Source organism: Bacteroidia bacterium, assembly GCA_020852255.1.
Classification (GTDB): Bacteria; Bacteroidota; Bacteroidia; order JADZBD01; family JADZBD01; genus JADZBD01.
Window position 1 is genome coordinate 13201 of record JADZBD010000021.1, and the last position, 16499, is coordinate 29699.

Here is a 16499-nt window from a genome sequence, read left to right on the forward strand (position 1 = left end):
GTATGATAATATAGCTACTTAAATATCTGAAAAACAGAGATATAAATTATAAATAAGACTTTTTGATGTATTATAATGATGACTTTTTCGTATGGAACCCTTTCCGGGGGGGTCTACATTTGGTACGATCATAAAACCGTATCCCATGCTGTTACGTCTCATCCTTCTCTCGCTTGCTGTGTTTCTTTTCACCGGTAGTAAGGCCGGAAGCTGGACAAGCGACTGGAGCAACCCGAAAGTATTTATTGAGAATAAGGGACAGTTCCGGCTGCCATGGGAAAAACCCGGAATGCCTTCTGAAGTTCTCTTTGGTGTTGATGATGGCGGAACAATGATCTATTTTACCAGGAAGGGCGTTTCCTACACTTTTTTCAGCAGGAGCAAAGACCACGTGGTACTGGATAAGTCGCAGTACAAAACCTTAGAAGAATATAAAGCCGCTAAGGCGAAATATAAAATGATGTCGATTTCTGATGCGGTACACATGCATTGGAAAGGAGCATCCGGAGATGTGATGCTGGAAGGCCAGTATCAGAATTCACTTACGCATACCTATTCTATTTCGGTTAACGGAGTGAACAAAGAGATTTCCGGCTTACGGAGTTTTGACCAGATCGTTTATAAAGGCCTGTATCCGGGAATAGACGTAAAATATTCTTTTCATCCGCAAACCGGATTGAAGTATGATCTGATTCTCTGGCCCGGTGCCGATGCCTCTTTGATTCGTATGGTTTATGAAGGGATGGACGCCTTGAGTCTTGATGGGAAAGGAAATCTGAAGATTATGACTCAGTTCGGGGTGATGACCGATCATGCCCCGCTCACCTATTATCCGGGTGAAAAGCACCTTCAGATTCCTTCTGCATATTCCGTCAATGAGAACGTAGTCTCTTTTCTATTGGGAGAATACGACAAAACCAGAAAACTCATCATAGATCCATGGACCGTTACACCTGCTTTCCCAAACAGTGGAAAAATATGGGAATGCGAAAAAGATGCTGCAGGGAATGCATATATCTATGGTGGAGACACACCCATGCGCTTAAGAAAATATAATTCCACGGGTACTCTGCAGTGGACTTATAATACAACCTGGGATACAGCAGGGTATTGGGTTGGTACATTCATTGTAGACCAGGCCGGTAATTCATACATCACCTCCGGATCGAATGGTGAGATCCGGAAGGTGAATACCGGTGGCGCCTCGGTGTGGTTTAACAATCCCAATGGTTTATTTGGCCCTATTTACGAATACTGGCACCTCACTTTCAATTGCGACGAAACTGTTTTGGTCTGCGGAGGAATGCGTGCGCAAAGTGCGCTCAGCATCAATAGTTATCGCGGAGCCATCATGAACATAAACCTGAACACCGGGGCAATCATCGGTACGCCGCTAACGGTCGGTTGGATGCAGGGATTGAATATTAAGGAGGTACGCACCATCTGCTCTTCCCCTAACCAAAACTATTATTTTCTTACCCTGGATTCCATCGGAATGATGACCAACACACTCACTCTCGGTTGGAAGTCAACATCAAATTACAATTTCGCATACGGGATTCCGAATTACGGTGTAACCAACCAGGGAATTTCTGCTATCCGGGCAACCGCTAATTTTATATATACTCAGAACGGCACAACTCTTCACAAGCGGAATATTGCAAATGGAGCCATAGTGGCCACCGTTGCCATTCCGGGCGGCGGTTCTTCTACTATTCCTATTGTTGGTGGGAATACTCCGCATAACAGCGGTCTTGACCTTGACAATTGTGGAAACGTATATGTGGGATCCACCACAGGAGTCCATAAGTTTGATGCCAACCTTAATTTACTGGGATCGGCTCTTACTACCAATGCCGTATACGACGTTGCAGTTTCTCCTTCGGGTGAGGTATTGGCCTGTGGCAACGGATTTTTCTCTTCTATCAATACGCTCGCACCCTGTGGAGTGGTAACACTCACCTGTTCCTCTAATCCCCTGAGTATTTCCACTTCTCAAACCAATCCGCTTTGTAACGGACAATGTACCGGAACTGCAACTGTGAATGCAACCGGAGGAACAGCTCCTTATACCTACACTTGGTCCCCTTCCGGCGGAACCAATGCAACGGCCACAGGCTTGTGTGCAGGAGTGTATACGGTTACTGTTACCGATGCCGGACCTTCCACTCTTACCGCCACCGTTACCATTACGCAACCAACCGCACTCACTTCTTCTGTTCAGTCACAAACCAATGTCCTCTGTAATGGAGTGTGTTCGGGTGCGGCAACCATTACTGCATCTGGTGGTACAGGTACATTAACATATTCCTGGGCGCCCAGTGGTGGAACTACTGCCAGTATCACCGGAAGGTGTGCAGGCACATACACGTGCACCATCACCGATGCAAACGGATGTACACGTACGCAAACGGTAACCATCACCCAGCCTCCGGTTATTACCGCCAGCGCAAATTCTACTCCTGCAACCTGTGGAAATAATAACGGAACAGCTACAGCAACGGCATCCGGTGGCACCGGAACCCTCACCTATGCCTGGGCACCCAGCGGTGGAACCAACGCCTCCGCTACCGGGTTGGGAGCCGGAGTTTATACGGTCACGGTCACCGATGCAAATGGGTGCACGATGACTGCAACCACTACGGTGACCAGTTCGGGTGGCCCAACGGTTACGCTCAATACACAAACCAATGTTCTATGTAATGGAAACTCCACTGGTTCTGCTACCGTGAATGTGACCGGAGGAAATTCGCCTTATACGTATGCATGGACTCCTTCCGGCGGAACTACAGCCACGGCAACAGGCTTGGGTGCAGGAACCTATACCGTTACGGTTACGGATGCAAGCAGTTGCTCTCAGACGTTTACCGTTACCATTACGCAGCCAACGGCATTAACCGCCACCACTTCTTCAACGAACACCACCTGCACCGGAAATACCGGTACTGCATCGGTCTCTCCCTCGGGGGGAACCGGTCCGTATTCCTATTCCTGGGCTCCAGGCGGAGGCACCAATGCCAACGCAACAGGCCTTAGTGCCGGAACGTATACTGTTACAGTAACGGATGCTAACAACTGTACGTTTACCGTTACTGCAGCGGTTGGTACTACCAACGGACCTACTGTTACATTAGCTACTCAGGCCAATGTTTCCTGTAATGGCGGATCTAACGGAAGCGCAACGGTGAGTGTTACCGGTGGAACTTCTCCATATACATATTCGTGGGCCCCTTCGGGTGGGACAAATGCTACTGCTATCGGACTTGCTGCGGGTACATACACCGTTACGGTCACAGATGCGAATAACTGTATTCAGTTATTTGTGGTTACTATCACTCAGCCTGCTGCACTCAGTATTACCACAGGCTCAACCAACACACCCTGTGGTTCATCAACTGGAACCGTTTCTTCCAACGTAACCGGAGGAACCGGCCCCTATTCCTACCTCTGGCTGCCCGGTGGTGCTACTACCAGTAACGTTTCCGGATTGGGAGCCGGAACCTATACCGTAATTGTTACGGATGTAAATGCCTGTTCAATGTCAGCAACTGCCACAGTTGCTAACCTGAATGGTCCAAGCGTTGCTGTTACGTCTTCTGGTAATGTTACCTGTAACGGCATGAATAATGGATCAGCCACAGTGAATGTTACCGGAGGAACATCTCCTTATACCTATGTGTGGAGCCCGTCCGGAGGTACCTCAGCAAGTGCAACCGGGTTAATTGCGGGTACATATACAGTAACGGTTACTGACGCCAACGGATGTTCTAATACCATAACAGTTACCATCACACAACCTGCTGCATTGGCACTTACCCTGAATGGCTCGAATGCCACTTGCGGAAATCTGAACGGAAGTGTTACATCGTCTGTTACCGGCGGAACTTCTGCCTATACCTACAGCTGGCAACCCGGTGGTGCTACTTCTTCGGGAATCAGCGGACTGGGAGCGGGAACATATACTTGTATTGTAACGGATGCCAATGGCTGTACCAGTTCTGCAGTTTCAATTATAACTGCTTCCCCCGGACTGACAGTATTAATTTCTAATGATACCACCATCAGTGCCGGACAAACCGTTCTGTTAGTTGCAGCTGGAGGTACTTCTTATCTTTGGTCACCTTCGGGAGGACTGAGTTGCATTACCTGTGCAAATCCGGTTGCCAGCCCAACAACTACTAGTACCTATACTGTAATTGTTACAGATGTGAATGGATGCACCGGAGTTGCTACTGTTACAGTGAGTGTATTGAATCAGTGTGGTGATAATGGGGTATTTTTTATTCCGGATGCGTTCTCACCGAATGCAGATTTGATGAATGATGTTTTATATGTAAGAGGTGGTGGAATATCAGAGTTCTATTTTGCTGTTTATGACCGCTGGGGTGAGAAGGTGTTTGAAAGCACGGATCCGAACATAGGATGGGATGGGAATTATAAAGGAAAAGCATTGGATCCCGGAGTATTTGTTTTTTATTGCAAAATTACCTGCTATGCCGGAGAAGAAATCATTCAAAAGGGCAATGTCACACTCTTCAGATAGTATTAATTGAAAAAAGTCACATGAAAAAAATATTAATATCCGCAACGTGTCTGATTGCCTTCCTCCATTCCGGAAGTCAGGACATCCATTTTTCTCAGATCAACGAAACACCGCTGGTGCTCAACCCTGCTTCTGCCGGAACAGGTTCTGCTTTCAGGGGGATAATCAATTATCGCGATCAGTGGAGGAGTGTAACAGCACAGTCCTACAAAACATTTGATGTTTCTGCCGATTTTGAATTGCGTAAAAAGGAATGGAAAAGCGGATACCTGGGTGGAGGGCTTGTTGTATTTCATGATAAGGCAGGCACTTCGCAGTTTTCTACCTTGAACGCTTCTCTTTCACTTTCAGGAATAGTTATGGTAAATAAGCAGAACCGGTTCTCAGTCGGTTTGTCGGGTGGATTCGGACAACGCAGTTTTGTGACCGACGGTTTGAAATGGGACAGCCAGTACAACGGGCAATCCTACGACCCGAATTTACCCTCTAATGAGATGTTTACAGGAAGTAAATTCAGCTACGGAGATTACGCTGCAGGCGTACAATGGTTGTTCGGGGAGGGGGAGAGGTACATTACAGCGGGAGATGAGTTCAAAGCTAATTTTGGTGTTTCGGTGTTTCACCTGAATCAGCCAAAGCAGGCGTATACATCAATTGTGGAGAAAATGGAAATGAAATTATTGTTCTCCGGTGGTTTTGCAAAGGGTCTTGGCAATTCTCCCATAGCGGTAGCTCCCAGCTTTATGTATGCCATGCAAGGACCTACTGCAGAATTGTACATTGGATCAATGGTTAAATATAAATTCCGGGAAGATTCCAAATACACCGGCTTCAAAAAGGGAGCCTCTTTCTCCGTGGGCGGATTTTACCGGAGCGCGGATGCCATGGTGGGTGTGCTACAATTGGAAATTGCGCAGTATTCGATCGGGTTCAGTTACGATTTTAACACCTCGGATCTCCGGACGGCCAGTGATGGCAAGGGAGGGTTTGAAATTTCCCTGCGCTTCAATAGTTCTAATCCGTATATCTACAAGAGTTCTTCCAGTTTCTAAACCGGCAGCCCCAGCTTTGAAAGGGCAGATGGCATCTTCAGTCCGTTCTGCTCAAGCACGGCCTGGTTAAATTCGAATTTCAGGGTGTCATCATCCATCGTCACAAAACTCATGGCTGCTCCTTTGCGTGCCTGACCTTCCCGTTCTCCCACCAGTAATACCGGCTTTCCCTTGATCTTCTCTGCAATGGACTTCGTCATGCTGCTTTTTCCCGGAGGTACATACACCAGCTGGCACTGAAGCGCCTCATCGGCCGTGCTGATTTTTTTGATAATGATGGGCCGCCCCTTCGCTTTTTTTGCCTTGGCCATGCTCTCCAGTTCTTTGATAATGGGCGAATCTCCCACCACGCCAATCACAAAATCCTGCCCGGTAGATGGCCATTCGATGTATTTGATAAAATTGTAAATGAACAAGCTGTAAGACTTGTATTCCTTATCCTGAGCCGAAAGGGAGACAGCGCCTGTGCACAGAAGCGCCAGGATCAGCAAACAGCGGTAGGAATAGTGGATCCTCATTTCGCCTTGTTTTTCCCTCCGATGTCCATATTGAACCTGAATATAAATTCCCTCCCCGGCCCGGGCAGCGGCGCATGATATCCGTTGTACGGCTGAATGAAAAGCATGCCGGAATTCAGCAGATCATAGCATCCTGCACTCACAAAGATGCCGTCACCGATCCGGTACCGCAGGTTAAGGTGAATATTTAATGAGGGATCGAATACAGAAAGTACTGATTCGCCCAGCGAATCTACTTCCGTGTAGCCATATCGCTGACCCAGGAAAACGCCGGAGAGATCTGCCGTAAGGCGGGAGGTGAGCTCCACCGATGCATTGAGTGCTAATTTATGCCGGGCGAACGATAAAAGATAACTTTCATCTTCTTCAACATTGAAGTCAGCGGCGCGACCTTTTCCTTTGGCCGTGTACATAGAATAGGAGACAGTAATATGACCGTATTTATTCTTAAAACGGTACTCTGCTTCGGCACCCATTGTACCTGTTGAAGAGCTGTCGTTCATGTAATTGTCGGTACCCAGCGAATCGTCATAAAAGTAAATGATGGGATCAAGGGTATATATATCGAAGAAGTTCAGCGTAAGCAGGTGTTGCTTTTTGATCTGGTATCCCAGTTCGAACTCGGTAATGGTAGTCATCTCCGGAAGTATGCCACCCTCCGGTCCCAGATTAATGTTTTCAATGCTGGGAGCACGGAAGGAATTGCTGTAGAGGAGTTTGAAATTAAACTTTCCCAACCGCTTGGTTAGTCCCACCCTTGGAACAAAGGCTGCTCCGTATTCGCTGTGAATATCGTACCGGGCACCCAGTATCAGATTAACGAAGCGGGTGCGCACCAGCCCCTGAAAGAAATAGGCCTGGTTCAGGTATGAAACAGCAGAAGATCCGTTAGAGAAAAAGGAAGAATCGGTTTTGTCTTGAGCGCTGTCGGTATACACTTCCCCGCCGGCAGAAATATTGATCTTGCGTGTGGGATTCCAGGAACCGAGCAGGTGAAGCGCTGAACGGCTGCAGTGTTTATTATAGGCAGATGTGAGCGAATCTTCTGCTGTTGTTCTCCAGGGAATTTGGGTTTTATGTGTTATTTTTCCGGTAAAGGAGATTTTTTCGCTGAACTTCCGTTCATATTTCAGTTCACCGAACCGGGAAATAAAATCCTCGCGGTAGGCAGAATCCTGCGCCAGGTCATATCCGTCCCGCACACTCGTACGCAGGCGGTCGGCCATGAACCGAAGCGACCATCCTTTATAACTCACCCCGGCCTGTAAATTTCCGGGAGTCAGATCTGAATTCCCGTACATCGGATACGTGTTTCCGAAAATATCTGTATAGGCGGATGTACTGCGATGACCGTTTCCGAAGTATCCTGCTACTTTCCACTCCAGGTCTCCTGTTTTGTTACCTGCGTAAATATTGAAATTGCTTCTTCCGAATTTACTGCCCATTATGCCGGCGTTAATAGACGCTCCCATACCGGCGATGTCACCTCCGCTTCGGGTTACAATATTGATCACGCCGTATTCAGCGAAACCGCCAAACATGGCGGACCCCGGGCCGCGGATAATCTCAATTTTTTTTATTTGGTCTACCGGATAGTTATTTCCAAACTGCGTGGTGGCAAACATGATCTCATTCATCTCAAAACCGTCCAGCAGCACCAGCACCTTTCCCTCGTGTCCCCAGTTTCCGCGCATACTTATACCTACCACCCCTTCTACGTCCATCCCGAACTGTATGCCGGGCACAAGCAACAGTACATCCATAAGATCCCTTGCGCCGGAATTGCGTATTTCTTCGGCTGTTATCAGGCTGATGATGTTGGGAGATTCCCGTGTGGAAAGCGGTTTTTTAGACGCCGCAGAGATCAATTCATTGATCAGCGTCTCCAGCTCACTGGGAACACCGTGCGCCTTCAGGTTCATTAGTTGTTCCAGCGACATCTCGTAAATGTCCAGACTGTCACTTTTAAGCGTATCCTGAGCGGTGATGCCCACGCTGAATAAAAGACCGAGTAGTACCGGTAAAAAGTGCTTATTCACGTTTCAAATGTAGGGTAAAAGGACTAAGATGAAAATTGATTCGACCAGTAGGGTGAATGATCCTACCAATGTGTGAATTCAATTGAGAAATTTGACTAATTTGCATCCAACGGCATGAGTTTCAGACTCTTTAATACCGGTTTTCCGGGCATCAACAGGGCGCTTCTGCTCATCATGCTGATCGTGGCAGTAAATGCGCTGATCAGCTATTTTACTATTCGTAAGAATAACTCGGAAGTTACACATCTTGTCAGTGTGATGAATCCATACCTGGAAGCACTGGATGAGTTTAACCTCATGACTACCGAAAGTAAAATGTATGCCACCAACTGGGTATATGTTCAGGTGGAAGAAAAGGATAAAGACAAACTGAAGTCCATTCATCAGACCGGTTACCCCCGCCTGAAATCAGTGCTGCTTGAACGGGTAGGAAATATCGGACGGGAAGGGGAGGAGCAGCGACTAAAATCCATCATGAAGGAATTCGAGAAGCTGATCATCGCCGAACAGTTGGTGATGGTGAAACTCTCTTCTTTTGACGAGTATGAGGATGCTACACGAAAATTCCAGGCAGAGGATATGATGGAATCCCAGATTATTCCCATGGCCGACACCATACGTACCCACCTGGAATCGCTGATTGGCAGCAACAGGTCGTTTGCAGAGAATAAGAAGAGCGAAGTTATTGCTTCCTCCAATTCATTGCGCATCACACTTATCTCCGTGTCGCTTGCTTTACTGGGAGCAGTTATACTGGGATTTCTGTTCATTTCCCGTTCTATCCGGAAACCGGTTTTGAAAATGAAGGAGGTGGTGGGTAATCTTTCGAAGGGCGAATTAACAGAAGGCCATCTCGCCGTGAGTAAGGATGTAATCGGGGAGATGACAGGTTCTATCAATATCCTTTCGGATAATTTCCGGAAGACTTCCGAGTTCGCCACCGAGATCGGGAAAGGAAATTTTGATGCAACGTTCGAGCTGTTGGGGAAAAATGATCAGCTGGGAAGCGCGCTCATGGGTATGAAGGAGAGCCTGAAGGCCTATTCCGAGGATCTGGAATCGCAAGTGGCCGAGCGCACCCGCGAGCTCCTCGAGAAAAGCGCAAAACTGGAACTGGCTTATGGTGAAATTCGTGATTCCATTCAGTACGCCAAACATATTCAGGAAGCTATTCTTCCTTCACGGGAACTGATAGACAGGATATTCCGGCAGTCGTTCATCTTCTATAAACCGAAAGATATTGTCAGCGGCGATTTTTACTGGTTCGCACAGAGAGAGGATGAAGTGGTAGTGGCTATTGTTGATTGTACCGGTCATGGTGTTCCGGGCGCATTAATGACGGTCATCGGAAGCTCCCTGCTTAATCAGATTGTGAATATTATGGGGATCACCGAACCCGGTCTTGTTCTCCGGAACCTGGACGAGAAAGTGATTGAAACGCTCAAACAACAGGGCGGCAATTTCAGTAACGACGGAATGGATCTGGCCCTGTTTCGTTATAATCTGTCGAGCGGGAAGATGGAGTTTGCGGGAGCCAAGCGATCCCTGTTTCATTTTACTGCAACGGATGTTAAGGAAATCAAGGGCGATAAATTCCCTATCGGTTCCACTCAGTATGGAGATCAGAAGCGGTTTACTACGCAGCCGGTCAATATCCGGGAAGGAGATGTGATCTATATGTTCTCGGATGGCTACCAGGATCAGTTTGGCGGCATGGCGGGAAAGAAATTTATGCTTAAGCGATTTAAAGAGATGCTGAAAGAGATTTACCGCATGAAGATGCCTGATCAGCTGCTGGTACTGGAACAGGAAAATGCACAATGGACCGGTAATTCGGAGCAAACGGACGATATCCTGGTGATGGGAATCCGGTTTTAGGCACGACTACTCTTTTCACTCGCTCAGCTTCCCACTACGCTCCCGTCATGCAGTGTAATGATCCGGTCTGTCTTCCGGGCGAAATCCATATCGTGTGTCACTACCAAAATGGTTTGCCTGAATTCGGTCTTAAGTTGCTGGAAAATATTAAACACGAGTTCCGTATTCTTCGAATCCAGGTTTCCTGTGGGTTCATCTCCGAAGATGATCAGCGGATCGTTAATCAGCGCCCGGGCAATGGCAACCCGTTGCTGCTGCCCTCCTGAAAGCTTGTTCGCCTTCTTCACAGCCTGATCCTTTAGTCCGAGTATGTCCAGCTTCTGCATGGCCCTTTCTGTAATCTCCTCCTCGCTGAATTTTCCGAGTTTCAAAGCGGGCAACATAACGTTTTCAAGTACGGTGAATTCATTGAGCAGGTAATGAAATTGGAATACAAAACCAATCTTTTCATTTCTCAGTTCAGAAAGGCGGTTCTTGCTGAGTTTGGAAAGATCTTCTTCTTCAAAATAGATACTGCCTTTATAATCGGTATCCAGGGTGGAAAGTACATACAAAAGAGTGGACTTACCGCTTCCGGAAGAGCCTACGATAGAGGCAAATTCTCCTTTTTCCACCGTAATGTTAATATCCTTCAGTGCCTGGAATTCCACAGGGTCATGAAAGAATTTGTCCAGGTGTTCTGTCCGAAGTAAACTCATTTTGCCCGGATAATATCAATGGCATCCACTTTGGAAGCTTTACGTGCTGGAATATAACCCGCTACTGCGGTTGCTATAAGACCAAACAGGTATGCAAATGCATAAAAAGCGGGTGTGGAATTGAAGGTGAGGTATTTCGTTGAAATAAAACCTTTGATATCCATCTCGATGCTCCCGATTACTTTTTGAAGGGTAAAGCCAAGCAGCAAACCCAGTAATCCTCCCACGATCCCGATAATCATGGATTCGGTAAGAAAAATTTTCATCACATCGCGGTCCTTATAACCGATGGCCTTGAGAATGGCGATGTCGGGAAGTTTTTCATAAATGATCATCATCAGAATATTAAATATTCCAAACCCTGAAACGATAAGAATGGATGCGATGATCAGATAGGTAACCATATTCTGGATCTTGAATACACTGAATACGTTCGCGTTCGCTTCTTTCCAGTCCATGGCACGGTAGCCAAACTTTTTTTCATAATGACGGGCAAGGATCTCCGCTTTGTCAATATCCTTCAGGCGAATGTTAATATCGGTAATATACGCCCCGTCTACCTGTAACAACTTCTGTGCATTGCGTAAATTGATATAAGCCCTCGATTTGTCCAGTTCGGTAAGCCCCGATCGGTTGATGCCTACCACTTTCATCTCCAGTGTTACTCCCAGCGGTGAAATAACCGTGATATTGTCTCCCATGTGCGCCGCCAGAAGGTCTGCCAGTCCCTCGCCGAGAATAATCCCGTTGGGAACTGTCTGCAGTTTCTGTGTGCTGCCCTGCACCATGTAATCCTCCACATTGAAGATTACATTCTCTTTCAGTATGTCAACCCCTGACACTCTCCCCGAAACCTGTGCAATTCCTACCTTGAATATCGCCTGTGAGCCCAGAAACGGTGATACGCCCAACACTTCCTTGTCTTTTTCAAGGATCTCCATAATCTGGTATCCGTCTTTTACCCGCGGCTGTTCTTCCTTAGGTTTCTGATTATTCACTACCTGCCAGGCCTTGCTTTGTGGTTCGTGAATGGAAAGAATGGAAGGACGGTTTTTTTTCGCTTCGTTATATAAGCGAACACTGGCGGTAGTGCTGATGGTCTGGTCAATGAATGTTTTTTGAAAGCCACTCATTAACCCTCCCTGGAAAATAAATATGGCGATCCCAAATGTTACACCCAGCATAGCCACAATGGTTTGCCTCCTCTTTGAAAGAAGATGCGTGAGGGCAATGCGCAGTACCGGGCTCTTTTTGTTCAAGGTTTTATGACCTCTGAGGTTTCTTCCAGGCCTGCAAGGATTTCCACAAACTGAAGATCCTCCGCACCCTTCTTCACCGTTACGGTATCACCGGAAGCTAAGATGACTTTTCCTGTGCCGAGCAGGCACTCGCGGGGAATCACCAGAATAGAAGTCTTGCGGGCCACAATAATATTTGCTTCCACACTCATGCCGGAGAAGATTTTCACTTCCGTTCCGGGATCTATTCCGGCAAGCACTTTGGAAGTTTTGTTGTTCTGGGATATGCGCGGGTAAATCTCCCGGATCTTTCCGGTGAAGGTCTTGTCTTTATAAGCGTCAATCATGTATAACACTTCCTGATCCTGTTCCAGCAGGGCAATGTCGGTTTCGTCAACGCTCAGTTCTACATAAAAACCGGTGGTGTTGCCGATCTCCAGTAATGCCAGTTGTGTTCCCACCAGCTCACCTTCTTTCGGTATCACATCATACACGGTGCCGTTTACACCTGAAACCAGTGTGTAATCGCTGCGATTCGATACCTGTGCATCGTACTGAACCTGCGCATTTTTATACTCTGTCAGCAGCCGGTCGCGGGTTGCATAAAAGTTATTCGACGCTTTCAGATAATTCTGGACTGAGATCTCAAATTGTGTTTTTGAAGCATCCAGCTGTAGCTTTGAACCGGCGTTCTCTTTATAAAGGTTCTGGTAGCGCTGGTAATTGACCGAGTCGAGTTCATACTTCGCGCGGGCTGAGGCAAGGTCCTGTTTCAGGGCTTTCAGCAGGGGAGAATCATCCGACGCGTTGCGCCCGGCCAGTTCCAGAAGGTTTTTCGCCGCGGTAACATTCAGCTCACTCACTTCGCTTTTTATAGTGATCAGCGCCTGTCCCACCCGTATGCTGTCGCCCACCTTCACATGAATCTTTTCCACGTACCCGGGCAGTTTGCTGTAAACCTTATATCCGTTTTCAGGAAAGATCTTCCCTGAAGCATACACAGCCTGCACCAGGTCGCGTCGAACGGGAGTTATCACCTCTCCTTTTCTGCCGCAGGATACCAGCAGCAGAATGGTAAGAGGGAAGAGCAGAAATTGTTTCGTCATCATTTTTTAAATATCCTTAAAACCGGCACTAACAGCGGAACGTAACGTAAGCCCCCCGGCATTCCGAAATGTGTGAGCGTTGCGATGGCTTTTTGTTTTCCGCTTTCCATGATCAGGTACAGTGCAGGCACAATAATCAGCGTAATGATCGTTGCGAAACCAAGCCCGAAGATCATCGTCCAGGATAAAGGCCCCCAGAAGGCCACACTGTCTCCGCCGAAGAATATTTTCGGATCACCGGTGCTGAACAGTGACGCGAAGTCAATATTGAATCCCACAGCAAGGGGAATAAGTCCCAGAATGGTAGCGGTGGCGGTCAGGATCACGGGCGTCATACGGGTTTTCCCGGCTTCCACAACCGCGGCGGTTATCTCCCTTCCTTCGGCCCGGAGCACATCGGTAAATTCAACCAGGAGTATACCGTTACGAACTACAATGCCGGCCAGGGCCACAATTCCAACCCCTGCCATGATGGTGGAAATAGTCCATCCTGTAATCGCATAGCCCAGGCAGAATCCGATGATGCTTAGCACAATCTCTGAAAGAATGAGGAAAGGTTTACCAAAGGAGTTGAACTGTGTTACAAGAATCATAAAAATCAGCCCCAGCGAGATCAGCAGTGCGTTGCCAAGAAATCCCATGGTCTCGGCCTGTTCTTCCTGCTCCCCGGTCATGATGATCTGTACGCCGGGAGGTGCATTGAAACGCTTCACTGCTTTTTCAACATTTGCTACCACCGAGAAGGGGTCAAAATCTTTCAGCACGTTGGAGGAAAGGGTAACCACGCGTTTTTGAGATTTACGCTTGATACCGCCGAAGGTATAATCGTAATAAATATCCACGAAGGCTGAAAGAGGTACATTACGGATCATCCCACCCATATTCATATCGCGGTAGGTAATGGTGATGTTCTTCAGCTTGTCAATTTCATTGCGCTGATCGAAGCGGTAGCGGAGCTGAATGGGAAACTCTTCATTGGCTTCTCTGTATTTGCTGGCTTCTTTTCCAAAAACGGCATTGCGGATTTCCATGCCGATCTGGGCTGTGGATATTCCTTCACGGTTAGCACGTTCTCTGTTGATATCGAATACCAGTTCGGGTTTGTTACTTTGCAGATCACTCTTTAACTGTTCTACTCCGGCAATTTCCAGCGAATCGAGGTAGCGTTTTAACCGGGCGGATGCTTTGGTAAGTACGTCGAACTCTTCTCCGCGCACTTCAATGGTAATGGGCTTGGCTACGGGCGGTCCGTTTTGTTCTTGTGTTACTGTTATTTCCGCACCGGGGAGTCCCTTCAGCGCGTCACGCACATCTTTCAGGAAAGGTGAGGTGGAAACGCCGTGCCGTTCGGAAAAGCGAACGAAAGCTACCGCCAGGCGTCCTTTATTCGGATATTGCCCCTGGTCTTCGTCGGCGGGATCCGTTACACTGATCGTAACATTGGTGATAATGGAAGTAATCAGATCCTTTTTGCCTTCAAATACTCTGTTCACCCGTCCCTCTACTTCTTTCATTACCTCGTTCGTGCGCGCAGGGTCGGTGCCTACGGGTAAACTTACATATACATAAATGAAATTAGGGTCGGAGGAAGGAAAGAAAACCACATCGGGTTTCCGTAAGGCAACTGCAATAATACTAACAAAGAATAAACCAATTGTGAATCCGATAATTCTCCACGGTTTACGGATGGCGGCACTCAGGATGCGTGCGTACTTTTCCTGTACGGCCGGCCAGGTTTTTTCCTGAAACCGGTATACAACGGAGGCAAGCACAAATTTGTAAAACAAATGCAGCAGAAGCACCGTAAAGGTAAACAGACCGAGACCGGTGTTTCCGGCCAGGAGGAAGAGGAGGGCGAGGGAGGAGAAAACAATAGCAATCACTTTCGTGCCTTTCGTCCACTTCTTCTTCGGCGCCCCGTCCTCGTGCTTTCCCATAAAATCCACTGCGAACACCGGATTGATGATATAGGCTACGAAGAGCGACGCAAGCAGGGTAATGATCAACGTGATGGGAAGATAGAACATGAATTTCCCGATCATTCCGGTCCAGAAGGCGAGGGGTACAAAAGGCGCCAGCGTGGTTAGTGTACCGGACAGCACCGGAAGGAAAACTTCACCCGCAGCCGCTTTGGCAGCTTCTGCAATTCCGGTTTTTCTCTGTTTATAAATGCGGTGTGTGTTTTCAATGACCACAATGGCATCGTCTACTACAATACCCAGCGCCAGCAGGAAAGCGAAGAGTACGATCATGTTCAGTGTGAAACCGAGCCCGGGCATCACAAGAAAGGCAATGAACATAGACAGGGGCACCGACAGGGCTACGAAGAAGGCATTCGTGGCACCCATGAAGAACATCAGGATCACCAGCACCAGCACAAAACCGATGATGATGGTATTGATGAGATCGTGCAGCGTTACCCTGGTCTGATCTGCCTGGTTATTGGTGATAACCATGTTCAGGTCGCCCGGAACGGTTTTTCCTTTCAGATCAACGATGAGTTGTTCTATATTATCGGATGCGCTGATGAGATTTTCACCGGCACGTTTCACAACGTTGAGAGTAATCACATTCTTGCCGTCGAGCCGTGCATAGCTTTCCTGTTCCTTGAATCCGTCTACTATTTCGGCCACATCTCGGAGATAGATATGCCCTCCGGCCTGTGAATTCACCACAAGGTTCTCCAGCTGCTCAATGGAGGTGAATTGTCCTTTCACACTGATCGTTCGCTGCTGACCGTCCATCTTAACGGTACCTCCCGAAATATTCATATTCTCAAAGGCGATGGCTCTTTCAATGTCGCCCATGGTCAGCTGGGTGGCTTTGAGGGCATTCATGTCAATGTTGATCTGAATCTCGCGGTCCAGCGCACCGATCATATCCACACGGCTGATCTCCTTCATGCTTTCCACACGGTCTTTTACCTCTTCGGCGTAGTTTTTCAGCTGGGCCAGTGAATAGTTCCCTGAAATATTCACGTTCATAATAGGGAACTCGGAAAAATTCAGTTCGAAGATGGTGGGCTCCGCCGGAAGGTCCTGCGGCAACTCCGTGCGTGCCTTGTCTACTGCGTCTTTTACTTTCGACTTGGCGGAAGCCATATCAAAGTCGGAGTTGAACTCCACCACCACGGTACAGTAATCCTGAAAACTCTGGCTCGTCATTTTCTTGATCCCGGAAACGGCTTTCAGCTGTTTTTCCAGCGGTTTAGCCACCAGGTTCTCCATGTTGGCAGGGGAGGTACCCGGATAGATCACCGAAATGTAAAACTTCGGAATCTTGATCTCGGGGAAATTTTCTTTGGGCAGGGCCTGATACGCCATCAGACCGGCAAGGGTAATGATCACCGTGAAGATATAGATGCTGATCCGGTTATCAATCGCCCAACTCGAGGGCCTGAACTCTTTTTTCAAAAGGTCTTTCATAG

At 47.7% G+C, this 16499-nt stretch carries 9 protein-coding genes; 3 read left to right on the forward strand and 6 right to left on the reverse strand.

The genetic code is table 11. The features are described 5' to 3' along the window. Positions 1-145: 145 nt before the first annotated feature. Positions 146-4543: a gliding motility-associated C-terminal domain-containing protein gene (locus IT233_12170; protein MCC7303388.1), complete on the forward strand. Its 4398-nt coding sequence runs from the start codon at positions 146-148 to the stop codon at positions 4541-4543. A gap of 20 nt (positions 4544-4563) precedes the next feature. Continuing rightward, on the forward strand, positions 4564-5595 hold the full coding sequence (locus IT233_12175) for a PorP/SprF family type IX secretion system membrane protein (GenBank protein ID MCC7303389.1): 1032 nt from the start codon (positions 4564-4566) through the stop codon (positions 5593-5595). On the opposite strand, the gene IT233_12180 is transcribed toward IT233_12175, so the two are convergent. Continuing rightward, on the reverse strand, positions 5592-6113 hold the full coding sequence (locus tag IT233_12180; GenBank protein MCC7303390.1) for a YfiR family protein: 522 nt from the start codon (positions 6111-6113) through the stop codon (positions 5592-5594). The two genes, IT233_12175 and IT233_12180, sit on opposite strands and share 4 nt — an antisense overlap. Beyond that, positions 6110-8152, reverse strand: a complete 2043-nt coding sequence (locus tag IT233_12185) for a TonB-dependent receptor (GenBank protein MCC7303391.1) — start codon at positions 8150-8152, stop codon at positions 6110-6112. Before IT233_12185 ends, IT233_12180 begins: the two co-directional genes overlap by 4 nt. Positions 8153-8266: 114 nt before the next feature. Here IT233_12185 and IT233_12190 point away from each other — a divergent pair, with 114 nt between their 5' ends. Beyond that, the gene (locus tag IT233_12190; GenBank protein MCC7303392.1) at positions 8267-10030 is read left to right on the forward strand and encodes a SpoIIE family protein phosphatase; all 1764 of its coding nucleotides are present in this window, start codon (positions 8267-8269) and stop codon (positions 10028-10030) included. A 23-nt stretch (positions 10031-10053) separates the two neighbouring features. On the opposite strand, the gene IT233_12195 is transcribed toward IT233_12190, so the two are convergent. Genes IT233_12195 through IT233_12210 form a run of 4 tightly spaced genes read right to left on the reverse strand, consistent with a single transcriptional unit; the run spans position 10054 to position 16497 of the window. After that, entirely contained in the window at positions 10054-10728 is a 675-nt protein-coding gene (locus tag IT233_12195; protein MCC7303393.1) for an ABC transporter ATP-binding protein, read from the reverse strand. Continuing rightward, positions 10725-11987 (reverse strand): ABC transporter permease, encoded by a 1263-nt coding sequence (locus IT233_12200; GenBank protein ID MCC7303394.1) that lies wholly within the window; start codon positions 11985-11987, stop codon positions 10725-10727. Before IT233_12200 ends, IT233_12195 begins: the two co-directional genes overlap by 4 nt. After that, positions 11984-13075, reverse strand: coding sequence for an efflux RND transporter periplasmic adaptor subunit (locus IT233_12205; protein MCC7303395.1), 1092 nt, complete (start codon positions 13073-13075; stop codon positions 11984-11986). Before IT233_12205 ends, IT233_12200 begins: the two co-directional genes overlap by 4 nt. Further along, positions 13072-16497, reverse strand: a complete 3426-nt coding sequence (locus IT233_12210; GenBank protein MCC7303396.1) for an efflux RND transporter permease subunit — start codon at positions 16495-16497, stop codon at positions 13072-13074. Before IT233_12210 ends, IT233_12205 begins: the two co-directional genes overlap by 4 nt. Positions 16498-16499: the final 2 nt, after the last annotated feature.

What these genes read in the sequence shown, in the direction of transcription:
- IT233_12170 (MCC7303388.1), top strand. Translation starts at nt 146, where the DNA reads ATGCTGTTACGTCTCATCCTTCTCTCGCTTGCTGTGTTTCTTTTCACC.
- IT233_12175 (MCC7303389.1), top strand. Translation starts at nt 4,564, where the DNA reads ATGAAAAAAATATTAATATCCGCAACGTGTCTGATTGCCTTCCTCCAT.
- IT233_12180 (MCC7303390.1), bottom strand. Translation starts at nt 6,113, where the DNA reads ATGAGGATCCACTATTCCTACCGCTGTTTGCTGATCCTGGCGCTTCTG.
- IT233_12190 (MCC7303392.1), top strand. Translation starts at nt 8,267, where the DNA reads ATGAGTTTCAGACTCTTTAATACCGGTTTTCCGGGCATCAACAGGGCG.
- IT233_12195 (MCC7303393.1), bottom strand. Translation starts at nt 10,728, where the DNA reads ATGAGTTTACTTCGGACAGAACACCTGGACAAATTCTTTCATGACCCT.
- IT233_12205 (MCC7303395.1), bottom strand. Translation starts at nt 13,075, where the DNA reads ATGATGACGAAACAATTTCTGCTCTTCCCTCTTACCATTCTGCTGCTG.
- IT233_12210 (MCC7303396.1), bottom strand. Translation starts at nt 16,497, where the DNA reads ATGAAAGACCTTTTGAAAAAAGAGTTCAGGCCCTCGAGTTGGGCGATT.